Annotated in this window: 17 protein-coding genes; 2 read left to right on the top strand and 15 right to left on the bottom strand. The window is 47.4% G+C overall.

The window, feature by feature from the left end:
* Positions 1–10: 10 nt before the first annotated feature.
* The gene (locus tag HMPREF0980_RS06990; RefSeq protein ID WP_049728445.1) at positions 11–748 is read left to right on the top strand and encodes a sensor histidine kinase; all 738 of its coding nucleotides are present in this window, start codon (positions 11–13) and stop codon (positions 746–748) included.
* On the opposite strand, the gene HMPREF0980_RS06985 is transcribed toward HMPREF0980_RS06990, so the two are convergent.
* From HMPREF0980_RS06985 to HMPREF0980_RS06935, 12 genes are all read right to left on the bottom strand, one after another.
* Positions 677–1,303 (bottom strand): rhomboid family intramembrane serine protease, encoded by a 627-nt coding sequence (locus HMPREF0980_RS06985; protein ID WP_049728444.1) that lies wholly within the window; start codon positions 1,301–1,303, stop codon positions 677–679. The genes HMPREF0980_RS06990 and HMPREF0980_RS06985 overlap by 72 nt on opposite strands.
* A 74-nt stretch (positions 1,304–1,377) precedes the next feature.
* A complete protein-coding gene (locus HMPREF0980_RS06980) occupies positions 1,378–2,112 on the bottom strand; it encodes a DUF6382 domain-containing protein (protein ID WP_049728443.1) in 735 nt (244 codons plus the stop codon).
* Between the two features lie 4 nt (positions 2,113–2,116).
* On the bottom strand, positions 2,117–2,518 hold the full coding sequence (locus tag HMPREF0980_RS06975) for a TadE family protein (protein ID WP_049728442.1): 402 nt from the start codon (positions 2,516–2,518) through the stop codon (positions 2,117–2,119).
* Between the two features lies 1 nt (position 2,519).
* Positions 2,520–2,960: a prepilin peptidase gene (locus HMPREF0980_RS06970; RefSeq protein ID WP_242847356.1), complete on the bottom strand. Its 441-nt coding sequence runs from the start codon at positions 2,958–2,960 to the stop codon at positions 2,520–2,522.
* Positions 2,939–3,742 (bottom strand): TadE/TadG family type IV pilus assembly protein, encoded by an 804-nt coding sequence (locus tag HMPREF0980_RS06965; protein WP_049728441.1) that lies wholly within the window; start codon positions 3,740–3,742, stop codon positions 2,939–2,941. The genes HMPREF0980_RS06970 and HMPREF0980_RS06965 overlap by 22 nt, the downstream gene beginning before the upstream one ends.
* An 85-nt stretch (positions 3,743–3,827) precedes the next feature.
* Positions 3,828–5,075 carry a DUF5702 domain-containing protein gene (locus tag HMPREF0980_RS06960; RefSeq protein ID WP_242847355.1) on the bottom strand — a complete coding sequence of 416 codons (1,248 nt, stop codon included), beginning with the start codon at positions 5,073–5,075 and terminating at the stop codon, positions 3,828–3,830.
* A 141-nt stretch (positions 5,076–5,216) separates the two neighbouring features.
* Positions 5,217–5,393 (bottom strand): Flp1 family type IVb pilin, encoded by a 177-nt coding sequence (locus HMPREF0980_RS18590; RefSeq protein WP_084002688.1) that lies wholly within the window; start codon positions 5,391–5,393, stop codon positions 5,217–5,219.
* A gap of 14 nt (positions 5,394–5,407) precedes the next feature.
* On the bottom strand, positions 5,408–6,679 hold the full coding sequence (locus HMPREF0980_RS06955; RefSeq protein ID WP_242847354.1) for a hypothetical protein: 1,272 nt from the start codon (positions 6,677–6,679) through the stop codon (positions 5,408–5,410).
* Positions 6,616–7,371, bottom strand: a complete 756-nt coding sequence (locus tag HMPREF0980_RS06950; protein ID WP_084002687.1) for a type II secretion system F family protein — start codon at positions 7,369–7,371, stop codon at positions 6,616–6,618. Before HMPREF0980_RS06950 ends, HMPREF0980_RS06955 begins: the two co-directional genes overlap by 64 nt.
* Positions 7,328–8,530: a TadA family conjugal transfer-associated ATPase gene (locus HMPREF0980_RS06945; protein WP_049728440.1), complete on the bottom strand. Its 1,203-nt coding sequence runs from the start codon at positions 8,528–8,530 to the stop codon at positions 7,328–7,330. Before HMPREF0980_RS06945 ends, HMPREF0980_RS06950 begins: the two co-directional genes overlap by 44 nt.
* Positions 8,527–9,447, bottom strand: coding sequence for a P-loop NTPase family protein (locus tag HMPREF0980_RS06940; protein ID WP_049728439.1), 921 nt, complete (start codon positions 9,445–9,447; stop codon positions 8,527–8,529). The genes HMPREF0980_RS06945 and HMPREF0980_RS06940 overlap by 4 nt, the downstream gene beginning before the upstream one ends.
* Positions 9,448–9,676: 229 nt before the next feature.
* A complete protein-coding gene (locus HMPREF0980_RS06935) occupies positions 9,677–9,886 on the bottom strand; it encodes a pro-sigmaK processing inhibitor BofA family protein (RefSeq protein WP_049729148.1) in 210 nt (69 codons plus the stop codon).
* A 122-nt stretch (positions 9,887–10,008) separates the two neighbouring features.
* Here HMPREF0980_RS06935 and HMPREF0980_RS06930 point away from each other — a divergent pair, with 122 nt between their 5' ends.
* Positions 10,009–10,245 (top strand): YaaL family protein, encoded by a 237-nt coding sequence (locus HMPREF0980_RS06930; RefSeq protein ID WP_049728438.1) that lies wholly within the window; start codon positions 10,009–10,011, stop codon positions 10,243–10,245.
* Between the two features lie 136 nt (positions 10,246–10,381).
* Here HMPREF0980_RS06930 and HMPREF0980_RS06925 read toward each other — a convergent pair whose 3' ends face one another.
* From HMPREF0980_RS06925 to HMPREF0980_RS06915, 3 genes are read right to left on the bottom strand one after another with little or no spacing between them, the layout of a single operon-like run.
* Positions 10,382–10,870, bottom strand: a complete 489-nt coding sequence (locus HMPREF0980_RS06925) for a deoxycytidylate deaminase (protein ID WP_049728437.1) — start codon at positions 10,868–10,870, stop codon at positions 10,382–10,384.
* Between the two features lie 30 nt (positions 10,871–10,900).
* Entirely contained in the window at positions 10,901–11,530 is a 630-nt protein-coding gene (upp, locus tag HMPREF0980_RS06920) for a uracil phosphoribosyltransferase (protein WP_049728436.1), read from the bottom strand.
* Positions 11,531–11,550: 20 nt separating this feature from the next.
* Positions 11,551–12,603 (bottom strand): L-threonylcarbamoyladenylate synthase, encoded by a 1,053-nt coding sequence (locus HMPREF0980_RS06915; RefSeq protein WP_049729147.1) that lies wholly within the window; start codon positions 12,601–12,603, stop codon positions 11,551–11,553.
* Positions 12,604–12,618: the final 15 nt, after the last annotated feature.

Below are 12,618 nucleotides of genomic sequence, written 5' to 3'. Positions count from 1 at the left end.
GGTAATTACTATGTTTACAGCGACAGACTTCGACAAATTACAACAAATCATGGACGAAAGTCCTGAGAAAAAGGAGCTTATACAGAAGCTTCTCGACTCACAGAAGATGACCATCAGCAGTATCAGCCATGAAATCCGAAACCCCCTGACTCTTGTGTACAGCACATTGCAGCTCATAGAGTCGCAGCATCCTGAGGTCACTACATACAAATACTGGGACGGTATGCGCGGTGATATTGAATATATGACATCTCTGCTGGAAGAGCTTTCCTCTTACAACAATGGTGAAAGGCTGCTGTCCGCTGAAATTGACTGCACGTCATTTCTAAGGCCGGTCGTACTCTCTTTCGCCGCCTCTCTGGCTGAATGCGATATTGAATTCACGTCAAGGCTTGAGCCTGACCTGCCGGTTATCAACGGTGACGCAGTAAAGCTGAGAGAGGTAATTCTCAACCTTCTTCGTAACGCGAAAGAGGCCGTAGATTCCGATGGCTCTATCTATTTTCATGCTTTTGTGGAAGATACTATGCTGCGTATCGATGTCACGGACGATGGGTGTGGTATTCCACAGGATGATATCGAAGATATCTTTCAACCGTTCGTTACGCATAAGCAAGGAGGAACAGGGCTTGGGCTTGCCATCGGCCGCCGCATTGCCTCGGCACACGGAGGTTCCTTAACTGTCATATCTGTTCCCGGCAGAACGACTACGTTTACCCTTTCTCTTCCAATAGAGAAGGACGCCTAACAGGAACCCTGACACGAGGCCTCCGATATGTGCCAGGTTGTCCACGCCTCCGCTGGTGAAGCCGTAATAAAGACTTACTATCACCATGAACAGTATGCCCCGGCCGGATACATTTCCTATCCGGCCGCGGTTGCGGACCGCAACATAGAGAAGCGCTCCAATCACCCCAAAGATTGCTCCTGACGCGCCGGCTGATACTACATATTCCCCCGTCTGCAAATCACCGAACATAGACAACAGGTTTCCACATAGCCCACTGGCAAGATATATAATCAAGTACTTGATCTTACCTATCTCAACTTCCAGATTCCAGCCAAGCAGTATAAATATTACCATGTTGTTCATGAGATGTTCAAAGCCAAAATGCAGAAACATGCTCGAAAACAGCCTGTACCACTCTCCGCCTTCCATTATATATGGCACATACATCGCGCCATGTCCAAGCATATACTCCGCATCCTCCGTCATGCCTCCCATTGTGAGGATGAAGAATACGATTACGTTTGCTACAGCAATTACGGCCGTACAGGGCGCATCAATTCTGGTCTTCTTCATAATACTGTAATTTTTCCCTTTTTTAATATCATTCCTAGTATAACATACCTTTTCTAAATAGTAACTAGTGTATTTTATAATTCTTCTTCCTCGATGTACAATCCGTCAAAATCTCCCCATTTTGGTTTTCTGTGCCTGTTCAGAAACCGTTTGACCGGAGTCCATAGATTTTCGGTCTCTTCCATGATAGTGCCAGCCATCTCCTGTTCTGCAATCCAGTCGTGTTCCTTTCTGTCATATGCGGGCGTCATCTCGTCCGGCTGATCCTTTTCCTGCTTCCATTCATCAAAAGTAAGCTCTTTAGCTGCTTCCATACACGTTTCGGCCAGCTTTTCAAGACTGTAATTCTCTTCCAGGACACCTTTGTGCAGAGCGAATACCATCTGTACACAGGCAGCCTCTTTATAATCCGCATGCTTTACAAAATAATCGGCAAGCAGCTTAAGAGCCTCCCATATGTCGTGCTCTTCCGCAGGATAATAGCAGAAATAAAATGTCGCATCCTCATAAAAGATATATTCCGGTTCCAACAGGATACAGTGTATGTTCAACAGGTACTTCTCCGTCTCTTTTATAATTGCAAGAAGCTGGTGCAGAAACAATTCCAAATCTCTGCTGTTTAATTTACCGCGCTCGTACATTGCTTTCATAGATACTTTTCCGCTTACTTCATAATCGTATCTTGTCATGCCGTCAACACCCTGTCCCTGTATCTTTAAGAATCCCGGAACTGTATTTGCTTTCAGCATTCTTATCTGATAGTCTTCCCTATATATACCCTCTGACTCAATTGATATTTTCCGTTCCATATGCCTATTTTCCTATTCTCCTCATATCTCTTATATATTTTTCCGGATATGTAATCCGGGCTTTTTTGACTACAGATATCCCCATCCTTTTCCTGGATGCGCTGGCCGTGACTACGACTGCCGTATCCGATACGCTGATACCTGCATCTGCTCCCGGAAACAAAATACATTTTCCTCCAACCCGCTCCTGAAAGAGCGCCATAAGCTCTCCCTCTTCTGCACCGCCTTCCTCGCGCGCTTTCGTGCTACCGACTACGGCAGTCTCATAAGCTGCTCCTGAAATGATATTCTTGTCATGAAAATAAAATGCTGCGGTAATGCACTGCATGACCAGCAGCAGTATAACGGGCATTATAAAGGACATCTCAACTGTCATGCTTCCGTTTAGTTTTCCCTCTTTCAGCATATTAGCCAACTCCTGTCAATAGTACGAGAACATACCCTCCTGTAAGGAAAGGATAGAACGGCAGAGAAGCATTCTTTTTAAAATGCCCCGTTACTAACAATATCATCGCGGCTAAGAGCAGGAGCGTTAAGGCTCCCATAAGTACGCCAAGCAGATTCCACATGCCCATATATAAGCCGAGCACGAGAATCCCCCAGCTGTCACCATAACCAATTCCCTCTCTTGTTGCTTTGCTCATGAACAGGAAGAAGCAGCCGATACCTGCCCCTCCAAGCACAAGCCACACTTCAACCGTTCTGAATATGCATTGATACAATATGGCCGCCGCTCCTCCCAGTATCAGGAATGCCTCAGGAACCTTTCGGAACATCAAATCAGTGACTGACATTCCTGCCATCGCCCCGATACAGATAATCTGGCTCACTTTCCACATCTCTGACATGCCCCCTTCCCCGCTGCCTCCGACACCGGGACAGCGTATATCGTCCTCTTCAGCCCGCTGCACCCAAGAGAGCCGTGGTATCTATTCCCGGAATCTGTTATATATGCAGCTCCGGATCCGGAATCGCCACAGTGCTCACATGGATAGTACTTGCCCCCGCCTTCATTTCTGAGTCCCGGAATATCCGCTGCCTGTACCGGACGAATCGATAGTTCCAGATGGGTGCAGTGATAATCCTCATGATATACAATTCCGGTCTCCGTAACATATACTGTTTTCTCTCTATCACTGCCCAATCCGGTTTTCTCGAATCCGGTCCATCCTTTAATCTTCATTTTTATTTCATAGGATGGAGACGGAATCTTAAATAAAGGAATCGGAATCTTTATCCTATATTCTGCTGTCAGGCTGCAGATTCCCGTTGACGGTGACATCCATGACTTGTGGCAGCTGATACCGCTGCTCCCGCCTTCGACGATGCTTCTGTTCAGCCTGTCAGCACCCACTGCATTAACGATATCTGCCTCCAGCTTCGATGGAACCGCAGCAGGAAGGATGTACGCTTCTTTTGCAAGCTCCTTTCCTGCATACTGCACGCCGGACCTGACTGCGGTCTGTACCACGGACATTTCCATAAGGTAGAAGAGGCAGACGACTGCAAGAAAGAAAACAGGAACGGCCATGGCCGCTTCGACTGTAATACTTGCCTTCATAGAGATGAATGCAGATACCCTCCCGGTGTGATTATCATAGATTTTTTGTGAGGGGAGTCTATTATTCATGGTACGAATCCTTCTCCTTTCTAAATATTTTGTGGTTGTTTTCTCTGTGTATGGATGAGAACCGGAAGGGTATCTGCATTCACCTCTATCGATAGCCGTAATAAGTGCCAAACCGGTAGGTAATTCCTCTTCTTAACGCGCAGTCTGTTTCGATTTCCACCCTGCTGATACATTGGTCAGCCTGGAAAAAAGTGAGGCCTTTCTTCTGGCGCAGGTTTTGTTCCATCATGTCAAGCGCCCGCATCCCCATACTTTCTCTGTCACCGAGAAACAGCAGCATCCTTATATATTCCCGGTAATCCAGCCCGTCTTCTGCATCTCTGCCTTCTGTGTAGTCGGTGTCCGTACCAAGAGTCAGCAGTGCAGATAGTTGTAGCTGCCAGCTTTCCTTTGATTTTACTGTAGGAACTCTGCTGCCCTTCAGCAGCGCACGTATATCTATAAGCGTCTCTCCAAAGGCCCAGGCAAGCAAGATTCCCTGGGCGGCCGCCTTAGTCACCGCTGGCAGCGCGATAAGCGTGCACAGCGCCAGTGCTGCTGCCTCCGCCTCTGCCTTCTTTTCACTGTCCGTCTGAATGTATGTATAATTGGGCACAAACCTTAGCAAGAGCAGTTTTCGGGCCGTCTTCTCCAGATTTTCTCTGTCACTGGGCTGTCCGTTTAAAATGTATTCCAGCTCATAATCAAGCGGCCCTGTCTTTTCATCTCTATCTGAAGCGCAGTCAAAATGTTCCAGCATATACTCTCCAACGAGAAGCTTGGATAGTGTACCGTCCTTCTGATCAATATCCGAAAAATCTCCAAAGCCTTTATTTCGTTTTCTATTTGAAAGCAGGCTGTCTGTTTGGACCGTCTTTTCCGACACTTGCATGTCTTTGGGGCATACGAGGTCTAACAGCGGCGTCTGTTTTAATTGCCTTGTATGTTCCAGTGGATTCTCTTCCTGTGGCAGCTCTGCCTCATTTTCCGCCAGCAGGCCGTCCAGCGTATTCTGCGCCTCCTCGTCCTCCTGTTCGTACTCTCTGGCCTTCTCTTCCTGCTGCCTCCATACCGAGGTCATTCCAGTCTTGTCTTTCGTTGCCGTGATTCCGTATTTGTGGCGCATATAGGCTGCCATCTGTCCGTAAAATGACTGGCAGCCGTTATCTGTCAGAAATTGTATTCTCTTGATGGTATGATCCATCTGCCCGGCGCTATAGTACGTCAGCCGCTCCTTAATGTTCTGTTCTGAATAATCGCCCGTCTCATAACTGCCTTCGAGTGCAAAGATGTCATATTCTTCAAGCAGCTCCTTCTGGTACTCCGCAAACAGACACTCCACAGCTCTGTTCATATCCGCCCTCCTGTAGTTTTTTGCATTCTGTATCGAAGCGCTTTCGAGCAAAGCTCCTGAAAAAGAGACCAGAAGAATAAAGACAAGGCTTAAATATACTGTCACTTCGCCTTTTTTCATATGTTTTCCTGCCTGCTGCATTCAGATGCCGGAACTTTCACTTGTGATCTTCTCAAAAATTGTCTGGACAAGACTTGTCAGCTGAGATTTGAAGATTATAACGAGACCTATCAATACGACCAGAATCAATATGACTTCCACTACGCCGATTCCCTTTTTATCCTTTAACACATGCATGATATACTGTATCCTCCACATCCTCATTCTCCTTTCTACATCTGCATAGATAAAAATGCCGGGACGACAACAATGATAAGCACTACCGTAAGCATGAGGAACATCGGCAGCAGCAGCTTTGTCCCGGCCTCTTCACCAAGCCTTTTGGCTCTTGTCTTTCGTTCTTCAAATGCCTGAAGGGCATCCATCCTGAGCAGCTGTACGAGACCTTTTGTCCCTTTTCTGAGATTTTGTGACAAGAGCGCTCCAAACTTTACATATTCCTGCACTTTACAGCGCCTTCCAAACCCTTCATAACTCTCGGCCTCTGTAATTCCGCTCTGCATCTCGTTCAGCGTAACCTTCATTTCTTCATAGGCGTACCGGATGCCCCACTCTTCTATCTGCTCCTCATAATCGCTCACCATCTTTTTCCATGTATTCCTCACTGTCAGTCCAGCTCCGAGAAGCAATGTAAACTTATTCGCCAGCTCGGGATAGTCCAGCAGCATCTGAAGCCTCTTTTCTTTCTCCTTTTTAAATCCATTCTGCTTTTCCCGCGCGTATAGCAGAATCGCTACGAGCGCCGCCATTATGGCCACTACGGCTCCTCTCATATTCATACCCCGGTAATATGATACTGCCTTATCGTCTACCGTATCTGGCAGATTCAGTTTCTTTTCCGTCCTTGTATCTTTCTCTATCTGCTCTGCCGCAACTCTTACTTTTTCTGCAAAACCGGCGACGCCTTTTAACTCTTTCGGGTAGATTATCGCAGTACACTGGTACAGGGCCTGGTTCTGAGGGTTTACCTTATATGTAAGAACGGCTTTCATATTTATAATGGTCCCTTTTTTGTCGAGAGCATCGTGCTGTAACTCGCCGTATATATTCATGACATCATATCTGTCAAGCTCCCATTCCACCGCTATTGGTTCCTCTGGTATCTCCTGAATCAGCTCCATATCTTCTTCGATATGGTCCAGACTTTGATTGGTGCCGAGAATCCGCCGCTCCATCTGGCTGATGGCCCGGTCGAATACTTTTTTTATCTCCTTTGTGCTATACTGCTGCTCTTGTACTTCTAATTGTATAGGTATCCTGTCCCTGCCTCCCTGGATTCCAATTTCCAAATCCTCCGTCTTACCGCCCTTGCCATACTGGTTTCTTGCTATCGTCCCGTCTGTCTCAGTGGCATATGCCTTTCCGTCTAATATGAGAAGCACAATTCCTGAAGCAAGCAGCAAGATGACAGCGAAAACAGTCAGACTTCTATACTTATTATCTTTTGTCCAAGACAGCAGGCTCCTATATATGCTGCCAGGCATATCGTCATCACCCCTGTTCCTATTACATTTCCATATAAAGCTCCCATGAATTCGGGAAAGCTTAACGACATATATCCGATAATGACATACGGGACAGCGGACATCACTTTGAACTCGTATTCCTTGGACGCCAGAATGGTGTCTATCTCCCTTTTCACTTCTATCTTATCGCCTATCTGACCGGCTGTATTCTGAATGATGGCAACCATATCGCCGCCGCTCTTCCTTGCCGCGGTAAATACTGCCGCAAAGTTCCGCACATCTTCTTGCCGCACCCGCTCCGTAAAGTCTCCCATAATCTGCTCCATGGGAACGTTAATCCTTATCTGGGATACGATGATGTGGAGCTCCTTCCGTATTCTGTCATCGTCACTGTATAAAAGCTTCAACTCCTTCTCTGTCTCTTTCCATGCATTTTCTACGGAATAGCCTGTGCTGAGCGCCGACGATAAGGATTGAATGGCATCCTTGAACTGAAGCTGGAAACTGCCAATTTTTTTCCTCAGACATGCCCTCTTCCATATGCTGTAATGCCATAGCCATACCGGGGCCAGCAGCGGGACGGCGAATACAGAGCGATAGTAAAGCCAGGCCGTCACCACTGTCAGCAGCGTACTCTTCAAAGTTCCCTGCACATACTCTGCCGGTCTAATATCCTGCTGCCAGCAGCTTGTCTTTGTGTGTAATTTCATGAATCTTCCTCCACTCACCCTGTATGCTTCCCTCTGTCACTCCCGTCTCTTCAAATCCGAACAACGGGCTAAGCATTATCTCACCTCCCTGATAATCGAGCACTTCCACAATCTCGAGCACTTTTCTACTTTTATCCCTCAGCCTTCCAAGATGAACAATAATATCCACTCCCGAAGCTATCTGTCTTTGTATGGCCGGAAGTGGGAGGTCCATTCCCATGAGCACCATAGTTTCCAGACGGCTCAGCATATCTTTTGGACTGTTGGCATGCCCTGTACTGAGGCTTCCGTCATGTCCGGTGTTGAGCGCCTGCAGCATGTCTATGGCCTCGGCTGAACGGACCTCTCCAACGATAATTCTGTCCGGCCGCATGCGGAGCGCTGCTTTTATAAGATTGCGGATTGTAATCTCCCCAGTGCCTTCCACATTTGCGTTACGCGCTTCCAAACGCACCAGATTAGGTATATCCATTATTTTCAGCTCTGCATTATCTTCGATTGTTATAATTCTTTCGTCTCCGGGAATGTATTGTGACAGTGCGTTTAAGAAGGTTGTCTTACCTGAACCGGTTCCGCCACTGATGAAGATGTTGTACTTTGCGGCGGTGAGAAGTGTGAGAAAGTCTGCCGCATCGCGGCTGACAGAATTCCATGCGATAAGCTGCTCCATCGTAATCGTATCCTTTGGAAACTTACGGATTGTGACTATCGGTCCGTCAAGGGCCACCGGCGCGAGCACTACATTGACCCGCGCCCCGTCCGGCAGCCTTGCATCCACGATGGGGGATGCCTCGTTGACTACCCTGTTGGCACCCGACACGATCTGCTGCACTACGTCCTCCAGCTTATCTCTGGATGTAAAGCGTTTATCTGTCAGGGACAGCCTCCCATCCTGTTCGATAAATATGTTCTTCGTTCCATTTATCATAATTTCGGTAATGCTTTCGTCTTCCAGCAGCTCCTGGAGCAGATCCAGCTTGCGGAACGCATTGAATAGTTCTTTGCCTAACGCGGTCCGCTCTCTCAGTGTGATGTATTCCTGCATGCAGGCTTCCTGAAGTACTCTATGGATAAGATCGGTAAGTTCCTCGTCTTCTATCTCTTTCGTCATATCCAGTTCTTCCATTATTCTGGCATGTAACTGCTCTGCCTGTATCATCCCTTCTGTTCCTTTCTGTTCAGTTTCTGTAATACATCTTCATAGCCGAGCAGCTGAAGCTCTGCTTCAAACTGCCGTACCTTGGCACAGCTCACATCATCTTCAGCTGCCGGCATATGTACTTCCGTGCAGAGCCGCAGTATATCATATACTCCCCGCAGCCCTTCGTCTACATCAAGAATAACTGTCTCATAGATACTGTTTTCCACAATCTGCCGGATAAGGCCTGTCCACTCCTGCGGTGCGACTTCTTTCACATCGTTAGATACGGGCATCGGGTTTAAGTAATCGAGATTCCTCATACGTCCGGTCATCGTCGACAGCACGAGCGGAAGATTCTTACTCTCCTGCCTGGAATAATACAGAACATCTGCTAGCGTGTAGCTTGGATTCTCCTCAAAGAGCCCTCCTATGCCGCCATATAACTCCATGTTTACATATAATACGTCCGACTTTAAGGCAAGCCTTTGTCCGAGTTCAATTGCATAGCTTGTCTTCCCTATCCTGTGCACCGGCGAAAATACCCCTATCAATGTGCCCTTGGCTCTTTTTGCAGTCCGGAAATATAGTTCTCCGGTTTGTACATCCGAGCCACAGCAACGGATAATCTCTGTCAGAATTGCTTCCCCCGGCTGATATTTCAATACCGGTATCTCATCTTTTTCCATTCGTTCCTGTCCGCTTACCGTCAGTATAAATTTTCTGTCCGCCGCTATACGGCCTCTTTCTTCGGGATTGCAATCTGCCGAGATGATTAGATAATCGATATGTTCTTTTTCCTGCATCTTCTGGACTTTTTGAAGACTTCTACATATATATACTTGAAAAGCAAGTTCCTTTCTCTTCATGAAATACGATGCGAGTGCGGATGCATATCCTTCTTCAGGGTCGCAGATTACCAAACGCTTGCTGCCCACCAATACCTCCCTGTTTTCATTTCTCTTTAAGAAATTCTTTGCCGAAACGGCTTTGAATTACATGACCTGTTGAAATAAGCTGTCCAACAGGTATAAATAATTTGAATCTATCAACCAGAACTAAAACAATCAGATACAAGCCATCAGATTTGACTTGTAGGACGATTATAACTGTACTTTCTTCTCTTGTCCATCTCTTTTCTAAAAATACTTAAACTTTGTGCAATCCTTACAAATTTTGGTAAAAGGTGATGCCGTAAAGGAGCGCAACCCCAGGAATACCAAGGACTCCGGATGTCAAAAACGTCACCGGATTCATTCCCACATGAAGAGAAATCCCCTTGCCTGAAAGAAACTCATTTACAAAAAATATGATAGCGATTCCAAGAATTGCCCGTATGATAAAATTAACGACAAAATGCGGCCTTTCTTCTTGCATGTCAAAAGCCCCTTTTTTCCTTCTCTTGTTTTCATATATATCCGCCAAGATGGTATTTTATTCTCAAATAATGTCTATACTAGGTAAAAAGAGGACATAAAACCTTATGTTGGAGGTGACCTATGAAACTTTTTCAACGAGGGAAGGGCGCAGAGGAAAATGTCTACAAACGACTATCCTTTGACCCCGACAGCAATACTCTTGTGGAAGAAATCGCCCAGGCAAGACAGGAGATTGAAGATGCGTACGAGAATTTCCAGAACGCTTCCGATCCGGACCTGATTGACTGCTATATCTACAAAGGCAACGCAGCATGGAAACGTTACCGCTTTCTCCTGCGGCAGGCAAAAATGATTTAATTTGTCAATTTGGGACGTGATCTTTTTCAAAAGGGTTACGTCCCAAATTCAACTTTATGGTGTACCAAAATGAAGACAGCCCTGTACCTTTTTGAATATCAATCGGTACCGGGCTGTCTTTTCCCCTATAGCGTTTTTATAATTTTATTGTCACTTCCCGGTCTGTCCTGTGGTATTGATGATACCGGACTCCGGCGGCGTCGAACATGCGCATGGACGCTTTTACTGGTGCGGTGCCTTCGTATTTATTGCAGTCAAATATGACTTCTTTGATTCCGCTCTGTATAATCGCCTTTGCACATTCGTTGCACGGGAACAGGGACACATATAGCTTTGCGCCTTCCAGACTGCCGCCCCGGTAGTTGAGTATGGCGTTCAGCTCGCTGTGGACCGTGTATACGTATTTTGTCTCAAGCGGGTCTTCTCCTTCCCTGTCCCAGGGAAATTCATCGTCAGAGCAGCCGATGGGCAGCCCATTGTAACCCATGGACAGAATCTTATTGTCCTGGCTCACAATACAGCATCCGACCTGGGTATTCGGATCCTTGGAACGCATGCCGGAGAGCATGGCCACTCCCATGAAATATTCATCCCAGCTGATATAGTCTTTTCTTTTGTCTCCCATACGGCTTATCCTCCTCGTATCGCATACGTTTTATTTTGTGCCGAATATACGGTCTCCTGCATCTCCAAGACCAGGTACGATGTATTTCTGTTCGTTCAGATGGTCGTCCAGCGCACCGATATATAAGTCTACGTCCGGATGTTCCCTTGTCATACGCTCCACACCTTCGGGGGCCGCGATAATACACATAAAGCGGATATTCTTCACGCCCTTATCCTTCAGCATCCGTATCGCAGCTACGCTGGAGCCTCCTGTCGCTAGCATCGGATCCACTACAAACACTTCCCGCTCATCACAGTCCGCCGGAAGCTTGCAGTAATACTCCACCGGTTCGAACGTCTGCGGGTCGCGGTAAAGGCCGATGTGCCCTACTTTAGCGGCCGGTATCATGTTCAGTATGCCATCCACCATACCGATGCCCGCCCGCAGAATCGGAACAACCGCCATTTTCTTTCCGCTCAGCTCTTTGCCTGTCATCTCACAGATTGGTGTCTTAATTTTCACGTCTTTCAGTTTCAAGTCTCTCGTGGCCTCATAGCACATCAGCGCCGCAATCTCTCCGACAACGGCACGGAAGTCGCGGGAGCCCACATCCTCTCTGCGTATATAGCTTATTTTGTGCTGAATCAGCGGGTGGTCCATCACCTGTACATTTGACATGTTGCTTTCCTCCTCATTCGTCATTGAATATTTATCACATGATGCCCGGCGGCCTTCAGAAGCCTGTTCATGATAGCGCTTCCGATTCCCCCTGTGGCAAATGATTCGCTATAGATATAGTCCACCCCGTCATCGTCAAATTCCCGCAGAACCGCGTACAGACGGCTGGCAATGGTGGTTTCGTCCTCTCTTGTTCCTATGCTCTTGATATCACCCGACGTATAGGCCGAAACTGACTCTTCTGTGCCGATGATGCCGACCTTATATCCTTCTGCCTGCCTGGTGCCCGCAAGTCTGTTAATCTCTTCCGCCACTTTTTCAACCGGGCCTTCTATAATGACGAGCTCCGCATCGGGGGCATAGTGCCGGTATTTCATTCCCGGCGCTTTTGGTGCCTTGCTGCTGTCAGCTGTTATGAGTGTATGGTCTACTGCTACCGTACCTACCAGCTCCCTGAGCATCTCTTCTGTGACAGCCCCCGGACGCAGTATCATGGGAGGCTCTACGGTCATATCGAGAATGGTAGATTCCACCCCTATCTCGACAGGGCCGCCGTCCACTATCATCTCTATCCTTCCATCCATGTCCTCTTCCACATGCTGCGCCGTCGTAGGGCTCGGCCGCCCGGAGGTATTTGCGCTAGGCGCAGCGATAAAGCCGCCGCCTGCATCAATCACTTCCTTTGCTATCTCATGGCTCGGCATCCGTACTGCCACCGTTTCAAGACCGCCTGTCGTCCCATAAGGCACGATATCCTTTTTCCGGAATATCATCGTCAGCGGGCCGGGCCAATACTTACCGGCAATCTTTACCGCCGCCGGCGGAATATCTCTGGCAATCTTGTCAAGCGCTTCCATATGGGTTATGTGGACGATGAGAGGGTTATCCGACGGGCGGCCCTTCGCCGCATAGATTTTTTCCGCTGCCTCTTCGTTGAGCGCATCTGCTCCAAGTCCATAGACTGTTTCCGTAGGAAATGCTACCAGTCCGCCTTTTTTTAGAATATCCCCGGCTTCCTGAATCATACTTTTATTCATTTGGTTTTTATCAATTTTTATTATTTTTGTCCTCATGAAGATAATTATACT

This window comes from Dorea sp. D27, from assembly GCF_001185345.1.
Taxonomy (GTDB): domain Bacteria; phylum Bacillota; class Clostridia; order Lachnospirales; family Lachnospiraceae; genus Extibacter.
This window is presented reverse-complemented; position numbering and strand designations above follow the sequence as displayed.

What these genes read in the sequence shown, in the direction of transcription:
- HMPREF0980_RS06925 (WP_049728437.1), bottom strand. Translation starts at nt 10,870, where the DNA reads ATGGGAGACAAAAGAAAAGACTATATCAGCTGGGATGAATATTTCATG.
- HMPREF0980_RS06985 (WP_049728444.1), bottom strand. Translation starts at nt 1,303, where the DNA reads ATGAAGAAGACCAGAATTGATGCGCCCTGTACGGCCGTAATTGCTGTA.
- HMPREF0980_RS06980 (WP_049728443.1), bottom strand. Translation starts at nt 2,112, where the DNA reads ATGGAACGGAAAATATCAATTGAGTCAGAGGGTATATATAGGGAAGAC.
- HMPREF0980_RS06990 (WP_049728445.1), top strand. Translation starts at nt 11, where the DNA reads ATGTTTACAGCGACAGACTTCGACAAATTACAACAAATCATGGACGAA.
- HMPREF0980_RS06960 (WP_242847355.1), bottom strand. Translation starts at nt 5,075, where the DNA reads ATGAACAGAGCTGTGGAGTGTCTGTTTGCGGAGTACCAGAAGGAGCTG.
- HMPREF0980_RS06915 (WP_049729147.1), bottom strand. Translation starts at nt 12,603, where the DNA reads ATGAGGACAAAAATAATAAAAATTGATAAAAACCAAATGAATAAAAGT.
- HMPREF0980_RS18590 (WP_084002688.1), bottom strand. Translation starts at nt 5,393, where the DNA reads ATGTGGAGGATACAGTATATCATGCATGTGTTAAAGGATAAAAAGGGA.
- HMPREF0980_RS06970 (WP_242847356.1), bottom strand. Translation starts at nt 2,960, where the DNA reads ATGTCAGAGATGTGGAAAGTGAGCCAGATTATCTGTATCGGGGCGATG.
- HMPREF0980_RS06930 (WP_049728438.1), top strand. Translation starts at nt 10,009, where the DNA reads ATGAAACTTTTTCAACGAGGGAAGGGCGCAGAGGAAAATGTCTACAAA.
- HMPREF0980_RS06965 (WP_049728441.1), bottom strand. Translation starts at nt 3,742, where the DNA reads ATGAATAATAGACTCCCCTCACAAAAAATCTATGATAATCACACCGGG.
- HMPREF0980_RS06950 (WP_084002687.1), bottom strand. Translation starts at nt 7,371, where the DNA reads ATGAAATTACACACAAAGACAAGCTGCTGGCAGCAGGATATTAGACCG.
- HMPREF0980_RS06975 (WP_049728442.1), bottom strand. Translation starts at nt 2,518, where the DNA reads ATGCTGAAAGAGGGAAAACTAAACGGAAGCATGACAGTTGAGATGTCC.
- upp (WP_049728436.1), bottom strand. Translation starts at nt 11,530, where the DNA reads ATGTCAAATGTACAGGTGATGGACCACCCGCTGATTCAGCACAAAATA.
- HMPREF0980_RS06935 (WP_049729148.1), bottom strand. Translation starts at nt 9,886, where the DNA reads ATGCAAGAAGAAAGGCCGCATTTTGTCGTTAATTTTATCATACGGGCA.
- HMPREF0980_RS06945 (WP_049728440.1), bottom strand. Translation starts at nt 8,530, where the DNA reads ATGATACAGGCAGAGCAGTTACATGCCAGAATAATGGAAGAACTGGAT.
- HMPREF0980_RS06955 (WP_242847354.1), bottom strand. Translation starts at nt 6,679, where the DNA reads ATGCCTGGCAGCATATATAGGAGCCTGCTGTCTTGGACAAAAGATAAT.